The organism is Bacteroides togonis, assembly GCF_900130135.1.
GTDB classification, from domain to species: domain Bacteria; phylum Bacteroidota; class Bacteroidia; order Bacteroidales; family Bacteroidaceae; genus Bacteroides; species Bacteroides pullorum.
Window position 1 is genome coordinate 2,126,057 of record NZ_LT670820.1, and the last position, 25,297, is coordinate 2,151,353.

General features: G+C 49.8%; 15 protein-coding genes and 1 pseudogene. 10 read left to right on the forward strand and 6 right to left on the reverse strand.

All coding sequences use genetic code 11. The annotated features are described in order from the left end of the window. The first annotated feature begins 520 nt into the window (after positions 1-520). The 5 genes and pseudogenes from BQ8005_RS09115 (at position 521) to BQ8005_RS09135 (ending at position 8,247) form a co-directional block, all read left to right on the forward strand. Positions 521-3,814 (forward strand): SusC/RagA family TonB-linked outer membrane protein, encoded by a 3,294-nt coding sequence (locus BQ8005_RS09115; RefSeq protein WP_111936101.1) that lies wholly within the window; start codon positions 521-523, stop codon positions 3,812-3,814. A gap of 13 nt (positions 3,815-3,827) precedes the next feature. Next, a complete protein-coding gene (locus tag BQ8005_RS09120) occupies positions 3,828-5,027 on the forward strand; it encodes a RagB/SusD family nutrient uptake outer membrane protein (protein ID WP_083610536.1) in 1,200 nt (399 codons plus the stop codon). Between the two features lie 73 nt (positions 5,028-5,100). After that, entirely contained in the window at positions 5,101-6,174 is a 1,074-nt protein-coding gene (locus tag BQ8005_RS09125) for an IS5 family transposase (protein WP_075317828.1), read from the forward strand. Between the two features lie 156 nt (positions 6,175-6,330). Beyond that, positions 6,331-7,176 (forward strand): annotated as a pseudogene (locus tag BQ8005_RS09130) (RagB/SusD family nutrient uptake outer membrane protein); the annotation flags it as partial. Positions 7,177-7,254: 78 nt separating this feature from the next. Further along, positions 7,255-8,247: a glycoside hydrolase family 43 protein gene (locus BQ8005_RS09135; RefSeq protein WP_075317829.1), complete on the forward strand. Its 993-nt coding sequence runs from the start codon at positions 7,255-7,257 to the stop codon at positions 8,245-8,247. A gap of 199 nt (positions 8,248-8,446) precedes the next feature. On the opposite strand, the gene BQ8005_RS09140 is transcribed toward BQ8005_RS09135, so the two are convergent. Beyond that, positions 8,447-9,736, reverse strand: a complete 1,290-nt coding sequence (locus tag BQ8005_RS09140) for an IS1380-like element IS612 family transposase (protein WP_005815306.1) — start codon at positions 9,734-9,736, stop codon at positions 8,447-8,449. 166 nt (positions 9,737-9,902) lie between these two features. Here BQ8005_RS09140 and BQ8005_RS09145 point away from each other — a divergent pair, with 166 nt between their 5' ends. From BQ8005_RS09145 to BQ8005_RS09155, 3 genes are all read left to right on the forward strand, one after another. Then, positions 9,903-11,006, forward strand: a complete 1,104-nt coding sequence (locus tag BQ8005_RS09145) for a glycoside hydrolase family 43 protein (RefSeq protein WP_234984082.1) — start codon at positions 9,903-9,905, stop codon at positions 11,004-11,006. A 166-nt stretch (positions 11,007-11,172) separates the two neighbouring features. Continuing rightward, positions 11,173-13,092: a glycoside hydrolase family 43 protein gene (locus BQ8005_RS09150; protein WP_075317831.1), complete on the forward strand. Its 1,920-nt coding sequence runs from the start codon at positions 11,173-11,175 to the stop codon at positions 13,090-13,092. Positions 13,093-13,177: 85 nt separating this feature from the next. Then, positions 13,178-15,469 carry a beta-galactosidase gene (locus tag BQ8005_RS09155; protein ID WP_075317832.1) on the forward strand — a complete coding sequence of 764 codons (2,292 nt, stop codon included), beginning with the start codon at positions 13,178-13,180 and terminating at the stop codon, positions 15,467-15,469. Positions 15,470-15,540: 71 nt separating this feature from the next. On the opposite strand, the gene BQ8005_RS09160 is transcribed toward BQ8005_RS09155, so the two are convergent. Both BQ8005_RS09160 and BQ8005_RS09165 read right to left on the reverse strand, forming a co-directional pair. Beyond that, positions 15,541-16,221, reverse strand: a complete 681-nt coding sequence (locus tag BQ8005_RS09160; protein WP_075319083.1) for a response regulator transcription factor — start codon at positions 16,219-16,221, stop codon at positions 15,541-15,543. A gap of 10 nt (positions 16,222-16,231) precedes the next feature. Beyond that, on the reverse strand, positions 16,232-17,734 hold the full coding sequence (locus tag BQ8005_RS09165) for a sensor histidine kinase (protein WP_075317833.1): 1,503 nt from the start codon (positions 17,732-17,734) through the stop codon (positions 16,232-16,234). 183 nt (positions 17,735-17,917) lie between these two features. On the opposite strand from BQ8005_RS09165, the gene BQ8005_RS09170 reads away from it, so the two are divergent. Then, complete coding sequence (locus tag BQ8005_RS09170; protein ID WP_075319084.1) at positions 17,918-18,781, forward strand: GLPGLI family protein; 864 nt, start codon at positions 17,918-17,920, stop codon at positions 18,779-18,781. A 228-nt stretch (positions 18,782-19,009) separates the two neighbouring features. Beyond that, positions 19,010-21,547: a carboxypeptidase-like regulatory domain-containing protein gene (locus tag BQ8005_RS09175; protein WP_075317834.1), complete on the forward strand. Its 2,538-nt coding sequence runs from the start codon at positions 19,010-19,012 to the stop codon at positions 21,545-21,547. An 11-nt stretch (positions 21,548-21,558) separates the two neighbouring features. Here the strand turns inward: BQ8005_RS09175 and BQ8005_RS09180 are convergent, their stop codons facing one another. From BQ8005_RS09180 to BQ8005_RS09190, 3 genes are all read right to left on the reverse strand, one after another. Then, positions 21,559-22,218: a phosphatase PAP2 family protein gene (locus BQ8005_RS09180; protein WP_075317835.1), complete on the reverse strand. Its 660-nt coding sequence runs from the start codon at positions 22,216-22,218 to the stop codon at positions 21,559-21,561. 82 nt (positions 22,219-22,300) lie between these two features. Then, positions 22,301-23,773 (reverse strand): ATP-binding cassette domain-containing protein, encoded by a 1,473-nt coding sequence (locus BQ8005_RS09185; RefSeq protein WP_075319086.1) that lies wholly within the window; start codon positions 23,771-23,773, stop codon positions 22,301-22,303. A gap of 250 nt (positions 23,774-24,023) precedes the next feature. Beyond that, positions 24,024-25,283, reverse strand: coding sequence for a peptidoglycan DD-metalloendopeptidase family protein (locus BQ8005_RS09190; protein WP_234984025.1), 1,260 nt, complete (start codon positions 25,281-25,283; stop codon positions 24,024-24,026). Between the last annotated feature and the right edge of the window lie 14 nt (positions 25,284-25,297).

Consider the following 25,297-nt stretch of genomic DNA (forward strand, 5'->3'; position numbering starts at 1 on the left):
ATAATTTATAGGACCGTGAAAGCGTGAAAGTTTTTTTCTGAAAGAAAGACTTCAACAGAGATTTGCAGCTAATCTGAATAATCTTTCACCTTCGTCAATACCCAATCAATGACCGGAAACGAAAAACAGCCACTCCTATAGCGTAACTATTAACTTGAGCGACGTAACTATGAACTTTAGCGACGTAACTATGGACTTTAGAAAGACAATGATAAACTTTTAAATAGCATTTTGACGAAAAAAACGATGTTTTATAACGAGAAATTAGATGTTCACATCTTATAAAACACAGATTCTGATGCATGATAATCATCTAAACGTTTCCTTTTTCACCCCTCTCAAATGTTAAAAACTACCAATAAAAACAAAGCAAGCAAGATAGAATAAAACGTCATTTGACATCTTTGAACAATTTTTCTATCTTATATGCTTATTTCTTATAATCTCTTTTTCTTATTTATCTCCTACTTTTGGCAGCGATTTAATTCTCATACAATTTTTAACTAAAATAAAATGAATGATGAAATCTAATTCTTGCAAAAACAATCGACGAGCCATGATGGCTCTGCTTCTTTGCACAGGATTCATTGCCATGCACCCCTTGGCAATGTCAGCTAAAGAAGACGTTTCATCACTGAACGTGGTGCAACAACAAAAGAGCGTAAGCGGTGTAATCAAAGATTCAACAGGCGAACCTGTCATCGGTGCTAATGTACGTGAAAAGGACAATCCCACGAATGGTACCATAACTGATTTGGACGGAAAATTTATTCTGAATGTAGCTCAGGCGACTAAATTGGAAATATCTTTTATCGGATATAAAACTGTCGTTGTAGATGCTATTCCAGGAAAGACAATCGATGTAAAGTTAGAAGATGATTCCGAAATGCTCGACGAGGTAGTTGTAGTAGGTTTCGGTACCCAGAAAAAAGTGAACCTGACCGGTTCGGTAGGTGTAGTTACAGCCGAAGAGCTGAAGGAACGTCCCGTAACCAATGCAGCACAAGCCCTGCAAGGTGTAGTACCTGGATTGCAAATTACCCAAACCAACGGTAGTTTGGAAGACACTCCAAGTATCAATGTCCGCGGTACAACAACCATCGGTCAAGGAACAAGCGGCGACCCGTTAGTTTTAATTGATGGTATGGAAGGTGACTTGAACACTATCAACCCACAAGACATTGCCAACATCTCAGTTTTGAAAGATGCTGCTGCATCTTCTATTTATGGTTCACGTGCTCCATTCGGTGTTATCTTGATTACAACCAAATCAGGTAGTACAGAAGGAAAGACTACTGTTAACTACAATAACAGCTTCCGTTGGGGTACTCCTATCAACATGAACCATATGATGAATTCTGTTGATTTTGCCAGCTGGATGAACGACACCTTTGCAAATGGAGGTAATCCCGTTTTCTTTGACGCAGACAGAATGGACCAAATTGTGGCCTATCACAATGCTACTCCTTACAAACCTGGACAAAGAATTACCAGTGATGGAACAATCATGACAGGTATCAGCGCAGGAGATAACGGATACTGGTTAGACGGATATGCCTACGGTATAGATGATGTAGACTGGTACAGTGAAATCTATAAAAAGTGGACATTCTCCCAAGAACACAATTTAAGTGTCAGCGGTGGTAGCAAGAAGCTTAACTATTATGCATCATTCAATTTCTTGGATCAAGGCGGCTTCATGAATCTGGGTGAAGAAGGTTTGAAGAGATACAATGGTACAGCTAAAATCAGTTCACAAATTACCGACTGGTTAAAATTCAATTATACCATGCGTTTCACTCGCCAGGATTATAAACGTCCTGCCACTCTGACCAGTTCATTGTATTCCGATATGGCCCGTCAGGGATGGCCTGTTCTTCCACTCTACGATCCCAATGGCTACTACTACGATGCGCCCTCACCTGCTTTGGGATTGGCAGAAGGTGGTGTTGACAAGACACAGACAGACAACTCTTATCATCAAATCGGACTGGCAATTGAACCTATCAAGAATTGGATTACCCATATTGATTTCAACTACCATATCCAGTCGGCTAACAGACATTGGGATAGCCAAATGAGATACAACCACGATGTAAACGGTAATCCTTATGTTCACAGCAATGGTTCTAATGTACATGAAGATTATTATAAAGAGAACTATTATAACTTCAATGCCTATACGGAATATACTCATACCTTCAATGAGGTTCACAATCTTCATGTAATGGGTGGTTTCCAGGCAGAGAATCTGAAACAGACCCAATTCGGTCTGCAAAGAAACGGTATCATGTTCCCCGGCAAACCCGAAGTGGATCTTACGACCGGTTTGGACTATTTTGGCAACGAAGTAACTCCTCAGACCAATGGTTCCAGAAACGAATGGTCCACAGCAGGTTTCTTTGCACGTGTCAACTATGACTACCAAGGCAAGTATCTGATTGAAGGCAATCTCCGTGCAGACGGAACGTCACGCTTTAGAAAAGGCAACCAATGGAAAGCCTTCCCATCAGTATCTGTCGGTTGGAACATTGCAAGAGAAAACTTCTTCGAACCAATCAACGATGTAATCGGAACTCTTAAGTTGCGTGCCTCATACGGATCATTGGGTAACCAAAATACAACCAACTGGTATCAGACTTATCAGACCATGTCAGTAGGTTCATCCGACGGTAGCTGGCTCATGAACGGTAAGAAACCTAATACCGCAACAGCCCCCGGTCTTGTATCTACAACGTTGACATGGGAAACCATTGAATCATACAACATTGGTTTGGATTGGGGATTGCTCAATAACCGCTTGACCGGTTCATTCGACTATTATATCCGAAACACTAAAGACATGGTGGGTAATGCTCCTGAACTTCCTGCCATTTTAGGTACTGCGGTTCCTGTAACCAACAATACCGACTTGCGCACTTCAGGATGGGAATTGTCAATTGGTTGGAATGATCGTCTGAGCAACGGGCTGAACTATAGTGCCAAATTCAACATATCAGATGCACGCACAAAGATCACTCGCTATCCCAATAACCCGACCAATGCCATCAGTACATACATTGAAGGACGTTACATCAACGAAATTTGGGGCTACGAAACAGTCGGTTTGGCCAAGACAGACGAAGAAATGCAGGCACACCTCGCTACATTGCCCAACGGCGGACAAAATGCTTTGGGTAGCGACTGGAGAGCCGGTGATATCATGTATGCTGACTTAAATGGCGATGGCAAGATTTCCGGTGGCGCAGGCACACTGAACGACCATGGCGATATGAAAGTAATTGGTAACCATACCCCCAGATATCTCTTCGGTCTTGACTTGAACGCAAGCTGGAAAGGATTTGATGTTCGCGTATTCTTCCAAGGCGTTATGAAACGCGACTACTGGCAAGGAAGTACTTATCTGTTTGGTGCTGCCGGCAACGGACAATGGTGGGCAACAGGCTTAAGCCAAGTTTCCGACTATTTCCGCGACGAAAACACGTGGTCTGTTCAGAACGGTTACCAATCTGTTAACACAGACTCTTATTTGCCACGTCCTTTGTACAGTGACAAGAACCAACAGTGTCAGACAAGATACCTGCAGAATGCAGCTTACATTCGTCTGAAGAACTTACAAATCGGTTATACTATCCCCCAAAATATCACCTCTAAATGGGGCATCCAAAATGTCAGAGTCTTCTTCTCTGGTGAAAACTTGTGGACAGGAACAAGCCTGGCAGACCAATTTGATCCTGAAACCATTTCCAGCTATAGTGGAAACTCCTACCCGTTGTCAAAGACATTATCATGTGGTATAAACGTTACATTCTAAATTCGAAGCTATTATGAAACTCAATAAACTCACTTATTTATCGACAGTCATATTACTGTCTTCTTCGCTGGTATCTTGTGAGGATTTTCTGGACAAGGAACCCCCTTCATACGCAGTTCCTGAAGATTACTATTCAGCAGAAGACCAAATTCAAGCTGTAGCCAACAAATTCTATCCTGACGTGCTTCCTTCTCACGGAAACTGGAGTTATGGAACATTCGGCACAGACAACAATACAGACAACCAAGCCGGCTTTACAGCAGATAACAAATATGCTACCGGCCAATGGAAAGTAGCATTGGAAAACGGCAATTGGGCTTGGACCAACATCCGCAACATTAATTATTCATTGAATACCATTCTGGAAAATTATGAGGCAGGAAAGATTACCGGCTCTGACACAAACATTCGCCAATATATAGGAGAGATTTACTTTTTCCGTGCCTATTGCTATTTCGACATGTTACAGAAGTGGGGAGATCTGCCCATTATTAAAGAAGCGCTTCCGGACGACAATGATATTCTGGTGGAAGCCAACAAGAGAAGTCCGAGAAACGAAGTGGCAAGATTTATTCTTGAAGATTTGGACAATGCCATCAGCTATATGACCGACAATTTCGATTCCAGAAAGAATCGTCTGTCACCGGACGTTGCCAAAGTGTTGAAATCACGCGTTGCTTTGTTTGAAGCTTCCTGGTTGAGATATTTTAATAATACGCCTTTTGTCCCGAACGGTGAAGGATGGCCGGGAAAAGCAAAAGATTATAATGCAAACTATCAGTTCCCATCAGGCAGCATAGAAAACGAAATCGAATATTTCTATACGATAGCAGCAGAAAGTGCTGAAGAAGTGGCTGAAAAATACAAAGGACGACTGACTCAGAACACAGGCTTAGTTCCCCAATCTGAATCAGATCCAGAGAATCCTTATTTCAGCATGTTCGGAAATACTGATATGTCAGGTTTCCCGGATGTACTCTTGTGGCGTGAATACAACGAAGGTTTGGGCATTACCAACAACATCGAAGTAGCTGTTCAGAAAGGTAACTACGGTGTAGGACTGACTAGAAGTATGGTTCAAGGTTTTATTATGTCGGACGGAAAACCCATCTATGCAAACCATGACGGTTTTGCATTCAATGATGAAACATTGGCTAATGTGAGAAAAAATGCAGACCCACGCTTGTTCATTTTCTTAAGGGGTGTTCTATAAATTGAATTACTTATAATACTTTGATAATCAGATAATTATTTGTATATTTAAGCAATAAAAATTGCTGAAAACGATGAAAAAGCAGAACCGATACAGAAACCGCATTAGCAAGAGTCTTTTCGAGTCCGAAGATACTCATACGATTTTGTCGAACCTCGGTAACCCATTGACTGCGCTTGACAACTTGATTGACTTCGAGATGTTTCGCCCTGAACTTGAGGCCGCTCTCTCGAACAAAGAGCGCAAGAGTAACGCTGGGCGCAAGCCTTTCGAACCGGTTCTGATGTTCAAGGTTCTGTTTTTACAACGCTACTACGGCCTGGGAGACCATCAAATCCAATACCAGATTGTTGATCGGACGAGCTTCCGCCAGTTCCTTGGTATAGAGAGCGTAAAGGACGTTCCCGATGAAAAGACGGTCTGGAAATACAAGGAGGCGTTGCAAGTCTGTGGCGCGTACGACAGACTGTTCGACATGTTCCGCCGGTACATGGAGGATAGAGGTCTTGTTTTCAACAGCGGCAAGATAGTGGATGCGAGTTTTGTCACCGCTCCCCGTCAGCGCAACACTCGCGAGGAAAACCGGCAGATAAAAGCCGGCAGGGGTGATGAACTTTGGAATGACAATCCACACAAGAAGTGCCATAAGGACACTGATGCCCGTTGGACGAAGAAGCGTGGTGAAACTTATTACGGATACAAGAACCACTCCAAGGTGTGTGCCAAAACGAAGATCGTGCTTGCCTACGACACCACATCCGCCAGTGTGCACGACTCGAAGAAGGTCACCGACTTGATTACGGATGAAGACAAGGGGAAAGCCTTGTACCTTGATGCCGGATATGTCGGCAAGGACGATGAGGTCAGGAAACGTGGAATGACCCCTGTCATATGTGAAAAAGGACACAGGAATCGTCCGCTGACAGAAACCCAAAAGGCCAACAACAGGACAAAGTCCAAAGTGCGCAGCCGTGTGGAGCATGTCTTTGGCTTCATGGAACAGAGTATGCACGGGCTGTTCGTCCGCACGGTCGGGATAAGCCGAGCGAAAGCCAATACCGCACTGACGAGCCTAATGTACAATATCTGCCGCTTCTGTCAGATTGTCAAGTATCATGGCGATTGGCTGGCTACTTGTGAGGGATAGTTATGCCTTAAATATTAATTTATGTTAAAATTGGGGGGGGTGATATAGTTATGAGCTAAAACACATACTTTTACATCGTGAATTAATAAAATCCGTGTCGGTCAGGCTTAATCGGGTTCTCCCGATCATCACGAAGTGTTAATTATAGAACCCCTCTTAAAAGAGCCCGATCAAATCAATATGTTCAAGAACATGGACTCCCAAAAAGATCATGGTATGGAATTTGAACCCTATCCCGATATCTTGGGTAATGATGGTGAAAATGACTATGGTACCGGATATTCCATCCGTAAGGGAGGAACTTTCGATAAAGCCTTAACAGGTAATGGTGCTGGATATACAGGTTCTATTACTTTCAGAGCAACCGAAGCATTGTTGAATTACATGGAGGCTGAATACGAACTTACCAAGAACATTTCCTCCGGTAAGATTCTGGAATATTGGAAAGCTGTCCGTACAGCTGCAGGATTTACAGGTTCTGCCATTGACCCACAGACAACCATCGCAGCAACAGATATCACGCAAGAGAAATTGGACTGGGGCTCTTATTCTGCAGGAGAACAGTTGACCGACCCCGTTCTTTACAATATACGTAGAGAGCGCCGTTGCGAACTGATGGCCGAAGGCCTCAGATGGATGGATTTGATTCGTTGGAGAGCATTGGATCAAATGATTGACGAACCTTATTTCATTGAAGGTTTCCATCTTTGGAATACTCCAATGCAGAACTGGTACGATGCAAATAATCTGATTTCCGACGGAAGTGCTTCAGCTACCGTATCAAGCCCAAGCTTGAGCGAGTATTACAGACCTTATCAGAAGAATATGACAAGTGGTAATCTGTTCAAAGATGGATATACATGGCACATGGCACACTACCTGCAACCACTTCCCATCAAACAGTTCCAGTTAACTGCTTCCGATAACGCTTCACCAGAGCTTTCTCCTCTGTATCAAAATCCATATTGGCCGACTACTGCCGATATGCCAGCAGAGAAATAATTTATCTAATAATAAAATAACTAAAGTCTCTCCTTTAATGGGAGAGCTTTAGTTATTTTTTTTATTCCGCATAGCAATATGAAAAACATCAAAGTCCTGTTCCTTATATCATTCACATGGTTGTCCATACAGGCTGTCCAATCACAACAAAACATTAAAAAGAATATACCATTAGATTCTATCCGATTGAGCGATCCTTGTATTCTAACAGATCCAGAAACTTCCACTTATTACATGACAGGAACAGGTGGAATGCTATGGAAAAGTAAAGATTTAAAATATTGGGACGGTCCTTATAAAGTAGCTCAAACAGATTCTCACTCATGGATGGGACCTGAGCCTATGATTTGGGCGGCTGAACTTCATCATTATAAGAATAAATATTACTACTTCGCTACCTTTACAAACAAAGCAGTCATTATAGATGTAGTCCAAGGAAACAAAATTGAACGAAGAGCAAGTCACATATTAGTAAGTGACAGACCAGATGGCCCCTATCGCCCTATGAAAGATTCCATTTATCTGCCTGCAAATAAGCCCACATTAGACGGGACATTTTGGGTTGATACTGATGGAAAGCCTTATATGGTCTATTGTTATGAATGGCTACAGAATTGGGACGGAACCATTGAAAAAATAGAATTGAAATCTGATCTCAGCGGTTCTATCGGAGAAGGTAAATTGCTGTTCCGTTCCAGTGAATGTCCCTGGAGTCGTGAATTGCGTGACGGGAAGGAGGTTCCTAATAAAGTGACCGACGGTCCTTACCTATTTCGCACGCAAACAGGACGGTTAGGAATGCTTTGGACAAGCTGGATTCATAACATCTATACACAAGGAGTCGCATATTCTGAAAGTGGAACTTTAGACGGTCCTTGGATTCAGGAACCACAGCCCATCACCCCTCCCAACTTCGGACACGGGATGCTATTCCAAACATTGGACGGTAAATGGCTGATGTCTGTACACAGTCACAAAGACATCAACGGATTTTATCTCCGCATACCACACTTATTTGAAGTGGATTTGTCTGGCGATAAATTAATAGTCGGAAAAATGTACCAACCCTAAAGTAAACGACATCATGAAAAACAAAATAACCTAAAATCCGCAACTATCATCCAATACACGATTAAGGGTAGATTTATGAGTCGTTAGTAGTAGCTTTCAGTAAAAAGCAACAGCACAACATCAATATGTAGCCAACATCCCCTTACCCCACGATGCGACTTGAGGAAATACGCAGATTCTAACCGGAAAGAAAGGATTCTTATCCGAATTCTGTTTTGAAGGGTTTTGCATAAGCGCGGTTCTCTGTGTAGATATTCAGCACGTATTGCCTTGCAGTCATGATCCACTTGGCAGGTACGGAGATGAATCTGAAGACAAAAGCCTTTATGCGACTCGTTTTCTTGAGCCCAAAAGCCTTGGTGTCAAGCCTGCTCATGATGGTCTTGTAGAAATTGTGTATCAATGCAGTAAGCAGAAGAAAGACAGTATTCTCCGCCATGAATGACTTGGGGAGCCTGCTCCAACCGAATCCGTTGTTCATGTCGTCAAAGATACGTTCCTTGCCGCCACGCAGATTGTAGAATTCAACAATGTCCCTTGTCGATGACTTGTAATCGTTGGTCAGAATACAACGGTAAGTGTATTCGCCTTCCCATAGGTCAAGGTCGCCACTGTTGCGTCTTTGTCTCTGGATGACAAGACGATAGCACTTGCCTTCCCATTTCTCAACGAGAATGGAATTGAGTTCGAACTGGATGCCGTTAATCTCCTCCGTCTTCCATCCTCTCAGAGCAAAGATGTCATTGTAGAGCGAACTGCATCGGTTGGCACGGATGTAGAAATGTTTGCAATGCTTCTCTATCTCACTGACGATTTCCTTCGAGCAGGAACCGCAGTCTGCCCTGAAGCGATTTACACGGATGTTCTGGGATTCCAGAAGAGCGAAGAATCTCTTATGGGTGTCTGCCTGATGAAAACGCACATTCGTGTTGCCATCGCTGTTCTCGATATAGACTATCTTGTCACCGATAACATATACGCCAGGCCTGTAGCCGAGGAACTTTTTGTAGGTCGGTTTTGCATCATACTTCTCCGTTTCAAGAAACTGATGGTCAAAGTCAACATCGTATTCCTCAATTTCCTTCAACTCGCCTGTAGAAACCAAAGCGTTTATAAGCAATGTGTTGAGTTTGTCTGCAGTATTGAAATCATAGGTCTTGCCTTGGTCGGAAGTATAGGAGATGTTTTCCTGTGTCAGTTCCTTGATGGCTCTGAGGATGGTATCAGAGCTGCATGTACGAAGGGTAGGATGATACGAGAGATGGCGCATCAGTTGTGACGTTACGTCTTCCACGCATGAGCCGCCACAGAAATAAACGCTCATCAGCGAACGGACTATCTCGCTGAACTGATATCCGATGATACTGCGGCATCTCTGACCCAGTGTTGAGTCGATAACGGGTGAAAGCATGGAGTCAAATTTCTCCATGATTGAAAAAATTCCTCCAAAAGGTGTGAGTTTCTCAGATTTTATTTGTACCTTTGCCATGCCTTGTTACGATTTTCGCTTGTTTTCTAATTGCAACACTAAGATAAGTGAAAAATCTGACACGGCAAAATCCTGGGCAACTTTTTGTTGCTCAGGTACTTAAAAAGTTATATTTATAATAGTGTTGCGGAATTAAGGAATAATAAAATACTGCGGATATTTTTGCATTTTACTATCCACAGCTTGTACACAACCACAGCCGAGACCTATCTGTTCCGGCGAAATCTGGCCCGACAATCAAGGCGTGCATATCAATGCACACGGAGGCGGTATGCTCTATCACGAAGGAACCTATTACTGGTACGGAGAGAACAAATCGGACTCGACCAGCAAGGCTATGGTAGGTATCATGTGTTATTCGTCAAAAAACCTCACCGACTGGAAAAACGAAGGTGCCGTGCTGCCTGTGGAACTGAATGATACAACCAGTGACATCATACAAGGTTGCATAATGGAGCGACCGAAAGTGATCTACAACGAAAAGACGAAAAAATTCGTCATGTGGTTCCACTTGGAGCTAAAAGACAAAGGATATGCAGCCGCTCGTTCGGCCGTAGCCGTAAGTGACTTGCCGACCGGGCCATTCCAATATCTTCGTTCAGGACGTATCAACCCCGGGATTCTTCCTTTTGACATAACAGCCGACCAACGCAATATCCTTGACACGCTTCAGTTGGAACATTTCAAGGAATGGTGGACACCAGCCTGGTATGAAGCCATCGACAAAGGCCTCTTCCTGAAACGCGACCTGGAAGGCGGCCAGATGGCACGCGACATGCAACTTTTTGTAGACGACGATGGTAAAGCTTACCATATTTATTCTTCGGAAGACAACCTGACCCTACACATAGCCGAACTAAGTGAAGACTACCTGAGCCATACAGGCAAATACGTACGCCTGGCACCTGCCGGACACAACGAAGCTCCTGCCATCTTCAAGAAAGACGGCATTTATTGGATGATTACTTCGGGATGCACAGGCTGGGATCCCAACGAAGCACGCATGTTCTCAGCACCCAGTATCTGGGGACCATGGACCAAACACCCCAATCCCTGCATCGGACCGAATTCTGAACTGACTTTCGGCGGACAAAGTACATTTGTACTGAATATACCCAGTAAGAAAAACGCCTATATGTTCATGGCTGATATATGGAGACCGAAAAAACCAAGTGATGCACGCTACATCTGGCTACCCATACAGTTTAAAGACGGAGTACCCTATATTGAATGGATGGACAGCTGGACACTCGATTTCTTTAATAAATAAACGAATATCATTAAAAAAGTCCGCTTGTTATAGGCGGACTTTTCTGTTCTGCCATTACTACAATCGTTCAATGCATGATTATTATCCCTTTTTGAATGATTTGCTGCCCTTATAATCACTGTTTATTTGTAAATTTGCACAAAATAAAAAAATAACAAACATAAACATGAAAAACAAAATTCTAGCATTTATCCTACTGTTATCTGCTTTCACCCCTACCTTTGCAGAAAAAATAGAAGAAAAAGATTTAATGGCCTATCTCTTCGTCTACTTTACCGGTAATCACATCAGCCAGGAAGCTGTATGTTATGCGGTCAGTATGGACGGATATTCCTATTGGGCCCTCAATAACAACAAACCGGTTATCGACTCAAAAGTCATCAGCTCTACCGGAGGGGTACGCGACCCGCACATCCTACGTTGTGAAGACGGAAAGACATTTTATATGGTGGTAACGGATATGGTATCAGGTAACGGATGGGATTCTAACCGTGCCATGGTGTTACTGAAATCGACTGACCTGGTTAACTGGTCACACTCGATCATCAATATGCAGAAGCGCTATGAAGGTCAGGAAAAGCTGAAACGCGTATGGGCTCCCCAAACAATTTTTGATCCTGAGGCAAAAAAATATATGGTCTACTGGTCCATGAAATACGGTGATGGTCCTGACGTTATCTATTACGCCTACGCCAACAAAGACTTTACCGACCTGGAAGGTGAACCGAAACCTCTGTTCGTTCCAGCCGACAAGAAATCGTGCATTGACGGTGACATCGTGTACAAAGACGGTATCTATCACCTGTTCTACAAGACAGAAGGGCATGGTAACGGCATCCGCGTAGCCACATCCAAATCACTGACTTCCGGACAATGGAAAGAAAATATGGAATATAAGCAACAAACCAAGGAAGCAGTGGAAGGTGCCGGTACCTTCAAACTGATTGGTGAAGACAAATACATCCTGATGTATGACGTTTATATGAAAGGGGCTTACCAGTTCACGGAAACAACCGATCTAGAACACTTCAAAGTCATTGATCACGAGGTAAAGATGAATTTCCACCCACGCCATGGCACTATCATGCCCATTACCCGAAGCGAACTGAAACGCATCACGGACAAATGGGGAAAGCCTGCCGAACTGGGTGAATTACCCAATAATCCGGTTCTCCCCAGCTTCCATGCCGACCCTGAAATTGTTTATTCCAATCTGACCGGCAAATATTACATTTACTCAACAACCGACGGACATCCCGGATGGGGAGGATGGTATTATACCGCCTATTCTTCCAATAACCTGAAGGACTGGACCTATGAGGGCATTGTTCTCGACCTGAAATCCGATCAGGTTTCCTGGGCCGACGGCAACGCATGGGCACCTGCCATTGAAGAAAAGAAGACCAAAGACGGTTACCGCTATTACTTGTACTTCAGCGGCAATCCGAAAAACGGCGGCGGCAAGCAAATCGGTGTCGCTACAGCCGACTCACCTACCGGTCCTTTCACAGACTTGGGATATCCAATGATTACCGAATCACCTGTAGGCAGAGGACAGCAGATTGACGTGGACGTATTCACCGACCCTGTATCAGGCAAGTCCTATCTCTACTGGGGTAACGGATACATGGCCGGTGCCGAACTGAACAAGGATATGGTTTCCATCAAAAAGAAAACGCTGACAGTATTGACACCCGAAGGCGGCACATTGCAAGATTATGCCTACCGTGAAGCTCCCTACGTATTCTACCGGAACGGTCTGTACTATTTCATGTGGTCAGTAGATGATACTGGTTCTCCAAACTATCACGTGGCCTATGGAACTTCTACATCTCCACTAGGCCCCATTAAAGTAGCTACCGACCCTATCGTCACGATCCAAAATCCAGAAAAGGAGATATACGGTCCGGCACACAATTCTGTCATCTGTAAGCCCGGCACGGACGAGTGGTACATTGTCTATCACCGCATCAACAAGCACTACCTTGACAAAAGCCTGTCGCCCGGCACGCACAGAGAGGTCTGCATTGACCGCCTGGAGTTCAATGCTGACGGTACCATCAAGCGGGTGGAACTGACAAAATAAGTCTAAACAATCAACATTTAAATAGCATAAAGATATCATGAAAAGAGTAGCAAGCATTGCCCTCTCCTTCTTTTTAGCCATAAGCATGGTAGGCAGTCTGTCGTCTTGTTCGCAGAAAACGACAGGCACATTCGAGGCAGGAAAGGGCACGTTTCTCCTGAACGGAGATTCCATGGTGGTGAAAGCCGCCGAAATCCACTATCCGCGTATTCCCGAACCCTACTGGGAGCAGCGTATCGAATCGTGCAAAGCACTGGGCATGAACACAATCTGCCTCTACGTTTTCTGGAACCTGCACGAACAGGAAGAAGGTAAGTTCGACTTCACAGGGAACAAAGACATTGCCAAGTTCTGTCGCCTGGCACAAAAGCACGGCATGTACGTCATCGTACGACCGGGTCCCTATGTATGCGCCGAATGGGAAATGGGCGGTCTGCCCTGGTGGCTCCTGAAGAAACAGGATGTACAACTCCGTTCGCTCGATCCCTACTACATGGAACGTGTAGGCATCTTCATGAAGGAAGTAGGTAAGCAGTTGGCCGACCTGCAGATTACCCGCGGCGGAAACATCATCATGGTGCAAGTGGAGAATGAATTCGGTTCCTATGGTACCGACAAACCGTACGTATCGGCTATCCGCGACTTGGTGCGCGAAGCAGGCTTTACAGATGTACCTCTCTTCCAATGTGACTGGAGCTCGAACTTCACCAACAACGCCCTGGACGACCTGCTTTGGACAGTAAACTTCGGTACCGGTGCCAACATAGAACAACAATTCAAGAAGCTAAAGGAACTTCGCCCCGAAACTCCACTGATGTGCAGTGAGTTCTGGAGTGGATGGTTCGATCACTGGGGACGCAAGCACGAAACGCGCGACGCTGCCACCATGGTGAGCGGTATCAAAGACATGCTCGACCGCAACATTTCCTTCAGCCTGTACATGACCCACGGAGGTACGACCTTCGGCTGGTGGGGTGGTGCCAACAATCCCGCCTACTCGGCCATGTGCAGCTCCTACGACTACGACGCACCCATCAGCGAAGCCGGCTGGCTCACGCCGAAATACTACCAGTTGCGCGACCTGTTGCAACAATACCTGCCCGCTGGACAGACCCTGCCCGAGCCTCCCGAAGCTTTCCCCGTCATCGAAATACCGGCCATCACCGAATGGGAGGTAGCCCCCTTGTTCGACAACCTACCCGACCCCAAGCAGACGGAAAGTGTGAAGCCCATGGAGCAGTTCGACCAAGGCTGGGGAAGCATCCTCTACCGCACGACATTGAAGGAAGACATCGAAGGTACTCTCCACCTGGACGAGATGCACGACTGGGCACAGGTCTTTGCCGACGGCCAGCTGCTGGGACGCCTCGACCGCCGTCAAGGCGAATTCACCCTTCCACTGAAGTCGCCTCTGAAAAAGGGTACCCAACTGGACATTCTCGTGGAAGCCATGGGGCGTGTAAATTTCGATAAATCCATCCACGACCGCAAAGGTATCACCGAGAAGGTGGAAGTTATTTCCGACGGACAGGCTACCGAATTGAAAGGATGGTCAGTATATAATCTGCCTCCCTTCTACGAATTCGTCAGCAACAAAAACTATCAGAAGGGACAGGCTGTAAATGGTCCCGCCTACTACCGTGCCACCTTCCGCCTAGACAAGACGGGCGACACCTTCCTCGACATGCAGACGTGGGGTAAGGGCATGGTTTGGGTAAACGGACACGCCATGGGCCGTTTCTGGGAAATAGGTCCCCAGCAGACGCTCTACATGCCCGGATGCTGGCTGAAGGAAGGTGAGAACGAAATCATCATCCTCGATTTGAAAGGTCCTGCCGAGACAAAGGTGATCGGCCTTGAGAAACCTATTCTCGACATGCTTCGCACACAGGCTCCCGAAACGCATCGCAAGGACGGACAGGCCCTGAAGCTCAACGCCGAGAAACCGGCCCACAAGGGTACTTTCAAGCCGGGCAACGGCTGGCAGGAAGTGAAGTTTACTGCCCCCGTGCAAGGACGCTACTTCTGCCTGAATGCCACGTCCAACTACGATGGAAACAACATTGCCTCCATCGCCGAATTCGATGTACTGGATGCCAACGGCAAGCCCGTATCGCGCGAAAGCTGGAAGATTGTCTATGCCGACAGTGAAGAGACACGTAGCGGCAACCGCACGGCCGACAAGATATTCGACCTGCAAGAGAGCACCTTCTGGCAGACGGTAGACAACACCGCATTCCCCCATCAGGTAGTTATTGATTTAGGTAAGGAGTACAACGTAAGTGGTTTCCGCATGCTGCCCCGCGCCGAGAAGGGTGCACCGGGCCTCATCAAAGACTATGCAATATATGTAAAGACCAACGATTTCAAATACTAATTGACTTAACTACAACTATAAACTGGAAGGGTAAGAGGATGTGCCATGCAATGCGTGACGCATCCTCTTTTTTATCCCCGCAACACGTATCCTTTTTTCATGAGCGACTCAATCTTTACCGACGGGTCGTTCTTCAACGCCTTACGCAGGTAGGTGATCTGTACGTTCAGGGCCAGGGAGTTGGCATAGGAAACCGTTCCCCACACGGCTTCGAGCAGGTGGTCGCGGGAGACGGCCTGATTGACATTCAGGGCCAGCAGGCGGAGGATATCTGCCTGGCGCGAAGTGATGAGCACCTTGCTGCTGGCCGTGCGGAGCTCGTTAGTGTTGTAACTGAACACGGTATTGCCGAAGCGGTAGGTCTCCTCCTCCATCGTCTCCTCCAGCTGGAGGGCGAAGCGCTCGCGGATGCGGGCAATGAGCTCTTCGGGGTAGAAAGGCTTGGCCAGGTAGTCGTTGGCGCGGAGGCTGAAGCCCTGCAGGCGATCGGCCTTGTCGCTGCGGTCGGAGAGGAAGAAGATGAGGACGTGCTTGTCTGCCTCGCGGATGCGGGCCGCCACTTCGAAGCCGTTCAGCCCGGGCATGTTGATGTCGAGCAGCACCAGGTTGGGCCTGACCAGGGGGAACTGCTCCACGGCCATGCGGCCGTTTCCTACGTAGGTCACTTCATAACCTTCCTGCTCCAAGAAGCGTTTCAGGAGCAGAGAGTATTTCAGGTCGTCGTCGGCAAAAAGAATCTTCAAGGGTTTCATAATCATCCATTCATTGAGGTATAGTGACGGTCACCGTTGTCCCCTGCCCCGGCTGGCTCTGCAGGTCGACGGTGCCGCCATGCGCTTCCACGAGCAGCTTCACGTAGCTCAGGCCCAGGCCGATGCCGGGCACGGATCGGTCGGGCAGGCTGGCGCTGCGGTAAAACTTGTCAAACACACGGGCCTGCTCGGCGGGCGGGATGCCGATGCCGTTGTCGGCCACCGTGAGGGTGAAGCGATGCCCGTCCGACGCGCCGGTGATGGTGATGTGGACGGAGTCGCCCGAATACTTCACGGCATTCTCCAGCAGGTTGCTCAGGATGTTGCAGAGGTGCATGGGGTCGGCCGTCACGGGAAGCGAGGGCGGGAAGTGGGTCTCGAACGTCACGAGCTTGTGGTCGGGGATGTGCAGCTGGCGGAGGGTCTTCTCGGCCATCGGGCGGAAGTCGAAGGTGCGGAGGCTGAGCGGCGTGCGCTCGTCGTCGGCCCGCGTCATGTCGCGCAGCTTCTGGAGGTAGGCCGAGAGGTTGTCCACCTCGACGATGGAGTCGTCCACCACCGCATCGGTAGCCTTCGTGTCGGCACGGAGGGAGGGGTCGGACAGGTAGGCCAGGCACATCTTCAACATCTGGACGGGGCGCTTCAGTTCGTGTATCATGGTACTCACGAAGCTACGGCGCATCTCGTCCACCCGCCGTTGCTTCAGGATGGTCTTGATCTGGAAGAACAGGCAGACGGCCAGCAAGGCTATCATCAGCAGGCTGCCCGCCAACTGGCCGCCCATGCGAAGCAGCAGCATGTGGCAGGGAATTCGGACATCGACTTCGACCAACTGGCGCTTCAGGGGGTTATAGGGATAGACCACCTGCGCCAGCGGCCGGAGCAGGGAGCCGCCGGAGTGTAGGGTGGCTTCCCACTGGTAGAGGCTGTCGGCGGCAGTGGTAGTCAGGCGGGTGGTGAAGGTGACGTCCGGCAGGGTGACGGCTACGATGGAGTCGAACGGATGAAGGTCGAACGGATGGGACAACTCCAGACGCATCAGGTCGGCCAGATACATCATGTTGAGGCGTTCGTACTGCCTCTTGTCGCCCAGCAGGACGACCGAGTCGGTGCAGAGCACGGTACTGTCGGCCAGCAGGCGGGATACATTCACGCCTGCCGCCCCTGTCTGTGCTGGGGTGAAGTCCGTCAGCGTGTCCTGCGTCTCCGCTCCCAGGCGCTGCACCAGGTAGATGCGCGTACTCTCCTGCCCCGTCAGCGAGTCGGTACGGTCGTCCCAGTTGACGTTGGTGTTATACCACTGCACGGCCTTCTGTTCGCCCAGGGGACGGGGTTCCTGCCAACGCAGGGTGTTGTAGCTCACCACGGCTTCGGACACCTGCCGCAGCACTTCGCGTCCGTAGGCCTCGTTGGTATATTGATAGTGGCTCCACAGCCAGTAGCCCTGCCCCGCCCCGATGAGGAGCATGGAGGTCAGAGAGAGCAGCCAGATAATCTTGATGCGTCGTTCCATCGTTCACTTGTTTTTTCCGCAGGCAAAGATAAGCCTTTCGCCCGTACACAAGGTTCGCGCGAGGCCGATATTTCCGCCGCCGTAATATTTCCGTAATAACTTCCTGCGCCCGCTTCCGCCCCTTCCGCCTATCTTCGTGGCAGGAAAACGAACTGAATGTTTCACCACCAAACCATTACAGACATGAAAACCAGACACATTCTTCTCCTCGCCCTGAGCCTCGCCGCCACGGCTGCCCAGGCACAGATGAACATCAAGATTTCTACCGGGCAAACCTTCCGCAAGGACACCATCGACCACAAAGTGCTGACCGTGCAATACGGGCTGGATGCCCTGACCGACCTCAGCAAGCCCGACGCACGGATGCAGGAGACCCTGCGGCTGGACATCGGGCGGCAGGCGTCGCGCTTCTACAGCTACACGGCCTTCGTGGCCGACTCCGTCCTGGCTGCCGACATGGCCAACGGCGCTTCCTCCGAGCTGATAGCCCAGCACGCCAACCAGTACCAGAGCCAATGGAGCGAACAGACGTTCAAGAACTATCCCGCCGGGAAGGTGACGACGCTGGACGAGCTGGCGGGCGACATCTGCCGCCTGCGTTGCGAAGAGCCCACGGAAAAACCTCAATGGACGCTGACGCAGGACACGCTGACCCTGCTGGGCTACCGCTGTACACGTGCCACGACCCAGTTCAAGGGGCGGCAATGGTCGGCCTGGTACACGACGGACATCCCCGTGAGCGAAGGCCCGTGGAAGCTCTGCGGCCTGCCGGGCCTGATTCTGAAAGCTGAAGACGACGAGGGGCACTACCGCTTCACGGCCGACGGCCTGGAGCAGAGCCACGGCACGGAGCCCATCCTCTTCGGCGGCAAGGACTACCAGCCCGTCGACCGCAAGCAGTACGACAAGATGCAGAAACGCTTTGCCGCCGACCCCGTGGGCTTCATCACCGGCATCATGCCCAACGTAAAGATTACCGTCCGGGACAATCACGGCAACAACACCAAGAACCCCAAGGACATGCCCTACAATCCCATCGAACGGTAAAGGCGGACATCCTGCCGCCCCACGTACAGGGAAGCATCCGTTCAAAGGCTTTGAACTACCAGTTTAAAGGCGGTAAACTAATGGTTTAAAAGCAGTAAACTACCAGTTTAAAAGCGATAAACTGACAGTTTAAAAGCTTTAAACCGATTATAAACTCCGTTTGAACGGACACTCTCCTTGTACAATACTCCCATCATCGTATTTTCCTATTCTTTCCACTTTCTGCCTATGCCGACCCGATATCTCCTTCTTCTCTGCTTGGGGGGCTTTCTCCTGCCCTCGCTTCATGCACAAGACGTACTCCAAGGCCGCGTGACCGACGCCGAAACCTCCCTTCCGCTCGAGGCAGTGATGGTGAGCGTACTGCGCGACAGCATGACCATCGACTACACCCTGACCGACGCCGACGGACGCTACTCCCTGCCCTGGCACCACAAGGGCACCCTGCAAGTCAGCGCCTCGATGCTGGGCTACGGACGACAGACGCGCGACGTCGGCAAAGGCGGTCGGCTGGACTTCGCCCTGCGCACCGAGAGCATCGTGCTCCGCGAGGTGGAGATACGGCCGGGGCGCATCAGCAGCCGGCGCGACACCGTGCGCTACAACCTGGCCGACTTCATCACGGAGAAAGACACCCGCGTCCGTGATGTGCTGAAGCGCCTGCCGGGCATCGACGTGGAGGAGAACGGCACCGTGACCTACAAGGGCAAGCCCATCGATCACTTCCTCGTAGAGGGCATGGACGTGACGGGCGGACGCTACAACCAGGTGAACAACAACCTAGACGCACGGGCGGTGAAGTCAGCCGAGCTGATGGAGAACTACCAGTCCGTCCGCGCCCTAAAGGGGAAAATTGACTCCGAACAGGTGGCCCTGAACCTGCGGCTGGACGAGAAGGCGCGCGACCAGTGGTTCCCCTACCTCGAAGCAGGGGGCGGATTGACCGAAGACACCGACGGACACCCCGCACCCCTGTGGGAAGGTACCCTGAGCGCCCTGCAACTGGGACGCGGACGGCAGAGCATCTTCGCCCTGAAGACCAACAACACGGGGCGTGACCTGAGCAACGAACAAACCCTCCTGGCCACTAATGTACCCGAAGCTGCCACACTCCCCTCCCTGCTCGACCTGCCGGCCTTCAGCGCTCCGCTGGACACCCGCCGCACGTTGTTCAACGAGACTTGGACGGCCAACGCTAACCGCATGTACCGCCGCAACGACGAACGCACCCTGCGCATACAGGCCGACTATACCCACGACTTCGTCCACCAGGAGCGGGGCAACACGCAGACTTACTACCAGGCAACCGATACCGTCAACCTCTCGGAAGAGGCCGACTACCGCCTCCGAACCGACGCCCTGCACGCGGCCCTGGCCTACGAGGACAACAGCCCGACGCACTACCTGACCGAACGCCTGGAGCTGGACGCCGCCCGCAACCGCAGCCACGCCTCCCGGCTGGGACAAAACATAGAGACCTCCACCCTACAGGCCCGCAACTACCTGAACTACCTGAAGAACAGCGGTGAGCGGACGTGGGAGCTGACCTCGGACGTACAGATGTCCCTGCTTCCCTCCGTCCTGACCCTGGCTACGGAGCGTGACGACTATACCCAAAGGAGCCTTCACACCCGCCACACGGCCAGCTACCTGCGCAAGCGCAACGGCTTCAGCCGCCGCCTAGAGGCAGGCCTCACGGCGGAATGGGCCCGCTATCGGCTGGAGTCGCCCGCCACCGTCCGCACCTACGACGCCTCGCACCTCGGGGCCGACCTGACGCCCCAGCTCCAATGGGAAGGCGGACGATTGTTCGCCTCGGTGGAGGTACCTGTCGAATGGACGCACTACCTCGGGGCACAACAATCGTACCTGCTCTACCATCCGACCCTCTACCTGCGCTACCAGCACGACTATCACTGGAAATTCTCTCTTTATAGCGGCCTCGACCGGCAGGCGGGGCAGGCACTCGACCTCTGCCCCTACCTGCGCCGCACCGACTACCGCACGCTGACCTCTACCGCCAGCCTGATGCCCCTCAGCACCACCGCCACAGGGCAGCTCTACGCCGAATACAAGAACACTGTAACCGAATTTTTCGCCACGCTAACCCTGACCTACAGCCACGGTCGACATGCCACGATGGACGAACAATACCTCTCGGAAGACACCCTATCCCTGACGCGACGCGCCCTGAAGAACCGGACGGACACCTGGACACTGAGAACCTCCCTCTCCAAAGGCGTCTTCGACTGGCGGCTCAAGGCCTCGCTCGACCTGCAACTGACACGCCACTACGGCCACCAGCTGACACGCACCGCCGCATCGCCCGCCCTGCCACAGGACTATCGTTACGACCTCCTCACGGCCGAGCCCAAGCTCAACTGGTCTCCCCTGACGTGGCTGGAGGCCGACTATCACGCCACCCTGTCGTACAACGCCACCCGCATCGGGAGCGACACACACCTCCCTCCCCTGCTGAACCTGACGCAACGCTTGCGCCTCATCCTGACCATCGGGCGGATAGACGTACAACTGGGCGGCGAGCACTACCGCAACGCCCTGGCCGACGGCACTCACCTGAACACCCTCCTGGCCGATGCCTCGCTCACGTGGAAGCACGACCGCTGGCGGGTAGAGGCCCGCCTCAACAATCTGTTCAACAAAAAGACTTATGCCTACACCACGTACACGGCCACACAGAGCCGCACCGACTGGCTTCGCATCCGACCCCGCGAACTGTCCGTCAAAGTGGGATATCAGTTCTGAAAAGAAGAAATCTATACGAAAGTATACACCAACATGCCTACAACCGTGAGACCACCCACAGCCACCGGCACCCACAGATGCATCGGACGTTCGAGACGCTCGTACTTACCAAATTTCTGGAAAAGCCAATAACAAAGACTGGCGCTCGCAAAGCCAAGTAAAGCCCCTGCCAACAAATCACCCGGATAGTGAACGCCAAGGTAAGCCCGCGAGTAACACGTCACCACTGCCCATCCGAAAATAAACGTTGAGAGCAGCCGATTACGGAAAAGATAAAAGACAAAAAAGGCAAGACCAAAGGTGTTGGCAGCATGACACGAAGGGAAACCATAACGTCCGCTGCGGTAACCATTAACGATGTGTACCATCTCCGAGATTGGATTATCCAAATTGGATGGACGCAGTCGTTCTGCTATGGGACGGATAAGCGAGGCGCCTATCTGATCAGCCAAAACAATAGTGAATGCGATGGCTACGGCACAACCCAAAGCTACCTGCCAGCGCAGGTTGCGTACAATGACGTAAAGCAACGAAGCATAAAGTGGTATCCACACTACCTTGCCACTAAAGGCATACATAAACGTGTCCGCCCAAGGGGCATGCCATCCGTTGATGGCGAGAAGGCAGGCATTGTCCGCCTCAATCAACTGTGATAAAAAGTCTGTCAACATAGTTTCATTCTATTTGCGATGAGCCGCTTCGTGCCGGCTCGATGTAAGAATTGCGATCTTTTTCCTTTATCCTGAAAACGAGTCAGTTACGTTTCAGGTAAAGATGGTCTGTAATAGTGATTGGCAGCTCACCTGCATAGTGAGTCACCATAATCAAAGTTTTGTCATTGCGACGACAAAAGGCTTCGATAACGGCTTTTACCCGACGACGGTTATACGTATCGAGTCCATGCAGGGGTTCATCCAATATCAATAGCTCAGGATCCTTGACAAAAGCACGTGCCAACAACGCCAAGCGTTGCTCGCCACTGCTCAGCTGCAGGAAGGGTTTGTCGCGCAGGGCACCGATGCCAAAGATATCCATCCACCACTCGCACACCGCCATCTCTTCTTCATGTGGACGCTTGTAAAGACCAATACTGTCATGCAGACCGCTGGCCACAATCTCTACGGCCGGCAGGTTCTTCAGGTAGGCACGATGCATCTCGGGACTGACGTAGCCAATGTGCTTCTTTATCTCCCAGATACTCTCACCTGTACCCCGTTTACGGCCAAACAAACTGATATCGCAAGCGTAAGACTGTGGATTGTCGGCACAAATAAGACTCAGCAAAGTGGACTTGCCCGCTCCGTTCTCGCCGCTCAAAGCCCACTTCTCACCGCGCTTCACGATCCAATCGAGCTCCTTCAGAATGGTGCGATCACCATAGCGGATACTAACATGGTTGAGCCGTACCACTTCGGAAGAAGTAAAGTTCGTATGTGTATAAGGAAGAGCTAAAATGCGCTGCTGCAAAGCTTCAAGCCGTTGGCGCTCATCAGCACTCTGTGCTTCATCGAGCTTGCGATAGGCATCCAAATAGTCGACACGCCTCATCTTCTCACCAACCCGCATACCATTCACTGGTATCACATGGGTGATAAAAGGAGGTATGTCGTCAAGCATCGAAAGCACCAGCACCAACTGGAGCGAACGCATATCGGCAATGCGCATCAGAAGGTCGTTCAATAAATCGCGCGTAGCTGCATCAAGACCGATGAAGGGATTGTCCATCACCAAGATGCGGGGAGCAGTCAGCAGGGCTTTGGCCAACTGGAACTTACGTAGCTCACCGCTACTAAGCAGAATGATCTTCTTGTCAAGCAAAGGTTCGATGCCAAACAGCTCGAACAACTGGCGACGGTATTCTTCGTTCTTAATCTCGCCCAACTGTTGGCGTACGGTAGGAGCTTCGTCCTGGTCGTGGGCGTTCCATCGTTGCTGATAATAGTAATTGGCATCGGCACTGCCATAGGTATCGCGAAATGCGATGTAGCGAATATTTTCGTATGCTGAAAGTGAAGAAGAAGGACGAAAGTCATAGGTCAAAGAGCCCTCTCGCAACGGATATTTCCCGGTCAGCGTGTCCACCAGCAGACTCTTACCTGCCCCATTGGGTCCCACAATGGCGATATGTTCGCCTGCTCCGAAGGCCACATCGGCAGGCGCATCCAGCCTTACCAGCGGGTTACGTACCACCCCCTTCATCAGACAGATTGTTTGTTGTTCACTCATTTCTGTGTCACCTTGTTTCATTTCAACGGCGAAGATACAACATTTTTCATATACCCCCACTAAATCAGCATGAGTTTCCAACGAAGTGCTTTCTCACCCTCTGACGAAGTGCTTCGTTAGGGGCTCAGGAAGTGCTTCGTCACCACCTCATGAAGCACCGTGTCAGACCGCCAGAAAGCACCGTGTCAGGATGCCTGCCGACGGACGATGACATTTCCACGCCTTACGACCACAGACCCGCCTCAAAACGTTATAAGCCCTTTAACTTCAGTACCAATGAGTCGCATACCTGACTGAAAGCAGCACGGTTGGCTTCACTGATAGGCTTCTTGGGTTGGGACTTGATGGTTAGCGGATTGATAGGACGGCCGTTTTCATAGACACGGAAATCAAGATGAGGACCTGTGGAAAGTCCCGTAGAGCCGACGTAGCCAATGATCTCCTTCTGTTTTACCGTAGATCCCACCTTCAAACCTTTGGCAAAACGAGACAAGTGCATGTAAGTCGTAGTATATGTACCATTATGCTTGATTTTCACATAATTTCCACCACCATTCGCCTGATAGGCTTTGGCGATGACCTTACCGCTTCCGATGGCATAAACAGGCGTACCCGCTGGAGCAGCATAATCCACACCATGATGGGCACGATAACGTTTCAGCACCGGATGATAGCGGCTGTTGGTAAAACGTGAAGAAATGCGGTAAAAATCGAGCGGAGCTTTCAGAAAAGCCCCTTCGAGGCTATTACCGCGCTCGTTGTAATAAAGCTCTTCACCATCCTGAACGAAAGGAATGGCATAATACGTACTGTCTGAAGCCCGGAAAGAAGCAGCCAGAATGTGGAAGTTATCAAGCGCTTTGCCGTCCACAAATTCCTGCTCGTAGATGACACGGAACTCGTCCTGCTTCTGCAAGCCGAAGAAGTCGATGGTCCATCCAAAAATGTGAGACAAGACAATGGCCAGCTGGGGAGACGCCTCGCAACGCTGCATGGCCACCCATAGCGACGACTCGACCTGTCCCTTAACCGTCTGTGTGCGCCACTCGGCGGGATTTTGCCCACGACTGACAGCCAAGTCACCACGCAAATCGAAAACGATGTACGATTTAGGATCTTCTTCATAAACGAAAAAACGAGGAGGAGCCAGACTGTCATGCTTGCTGAAGAACAAGGCATAGGCTTGCCCACTACGAATACGACGAACGTCGAACACTCCACGAGCCTTCTCGCCCAGATGATGTACCGTACCCGTAGATACGCCATGCTCACCTAAGATGGAACCGAGGTTCTGGCGTGGCTGCACAATGCCATACTGCACCCGATAGCGGTCGGCCGGAATGCCATATTCGTAGACCATTTCCTGCACTTCAGCCGAGTCGGTAACGGCCACTTCGTCAAGGTCTCCTTCTCCCTCGCGATAGGTAGGAAGGAAAAGCAAAGCTGTCGCCACTGCCACAAACACGGGCAGGGCAACCAGCCAAAGTTTCTTGTTACTGAACTTGAACACTTCTTTTAATTGAA

What these genes read in the sequence shown, in the direction of transcription:
- BQ8005_RS09170 (WP_075319084.1), top strand. Translation starts at nt 17,918, where the DNA reads ATGAAAACCAGACACATTCTTCTCCTCGCCCTGAGCCTCGCCGCCACG.
- BQ8005_RS09150 (WP_075317831.1), top strand. Translation starts at nt 11,173, where the DNA reads ATGAAAAACAAAATTCTAGCATTTATCCTACTGTTATCTGCTTTCACC.
- BQ8005_RS09185 (WP_075319086.1), bottom strand. Translation starts at nt 23,773, where the DNA reads ATGAGTGAACAACAAACAATCTGTCTGATGAAGGGGGTGGTACGTAAC.
- BQ8005_RS09115 (WP_111936101.1), top strand. Translation starts at nt 521, where the DNA reads ATGAAATCTAATTCTTGCAAAAACAATCGACGAGCCATGATGGCTCTG.
- BQ8005_RS09180 (WP_075317835.1), bottom strand. Translation starts at nt 22,218, where the DNA reads ATGTTGACAGACTTTTTATCACAGTTGATTGAGGCGGACAATGCCTGC.
- BQ8005_RS09175 (WP_075317834.1), top strand. Translation starts at nt 19,010, where the DNA reads ATGCCGACCCGATATCTCCTTCTTCTCTGCTTGGGGGGCTTTCTCCTG.
- BQ8005_RS09165 (WP_075317833.1), bottom strand. Translation starts at nt 17,734, where the DNA reads ATGGAACGACGCATCAAGATTATCTGGCTGCTCTCTCTGACCTCCATG.
- BQ8005_RS09155 (WP_075317832.1), top strand. Translation starts at nt 13,178, where the DNA reads ATGGTAGGCAGTCTGTCGTCTTGTTCGCAGAAAACGACAGGCACATTC.
- BQ8005_RS09140 (WP_005815306.1), bottom strand. Translation starts at nt 9,736, where the DNA reads ATGGCAAAGGTACAAATAAAATCTGAGAAACTCACACCTTTTGGAGGA.
- BQ8005_RS09160 (WP_075319083.1), bottom strand. Translation starts at nt 16,221, where the DNA reads ATGAAACCCTTGAAGATTCTTTTTGCCGACGACGACCTGAAATACTCT.
- BQ8005_RS09120 (WP_083610536.1), top strand. Translation starts at nt 3,828, where the DNA reads ATGAAACTCAATAAACTCACTTATTTATCGACAGTCATATTACTGTCT.
- BQ8005_RS09125 (WP_075317828.1), top strand. Translation starts at nt 5,101, where the DNA reads ATGAAAAAGCAGAACCGATACAGAAACCGCATTAGCAAGAGTCTTTTC.
- BQ8005_RS09135 (WP_075317829.1), top strand. Translation starts at nt 7,255, where the DNA reads ATGAAAAACATCAAAGTCCTGTTCCTTATATCATTCACATGGTTGTCC.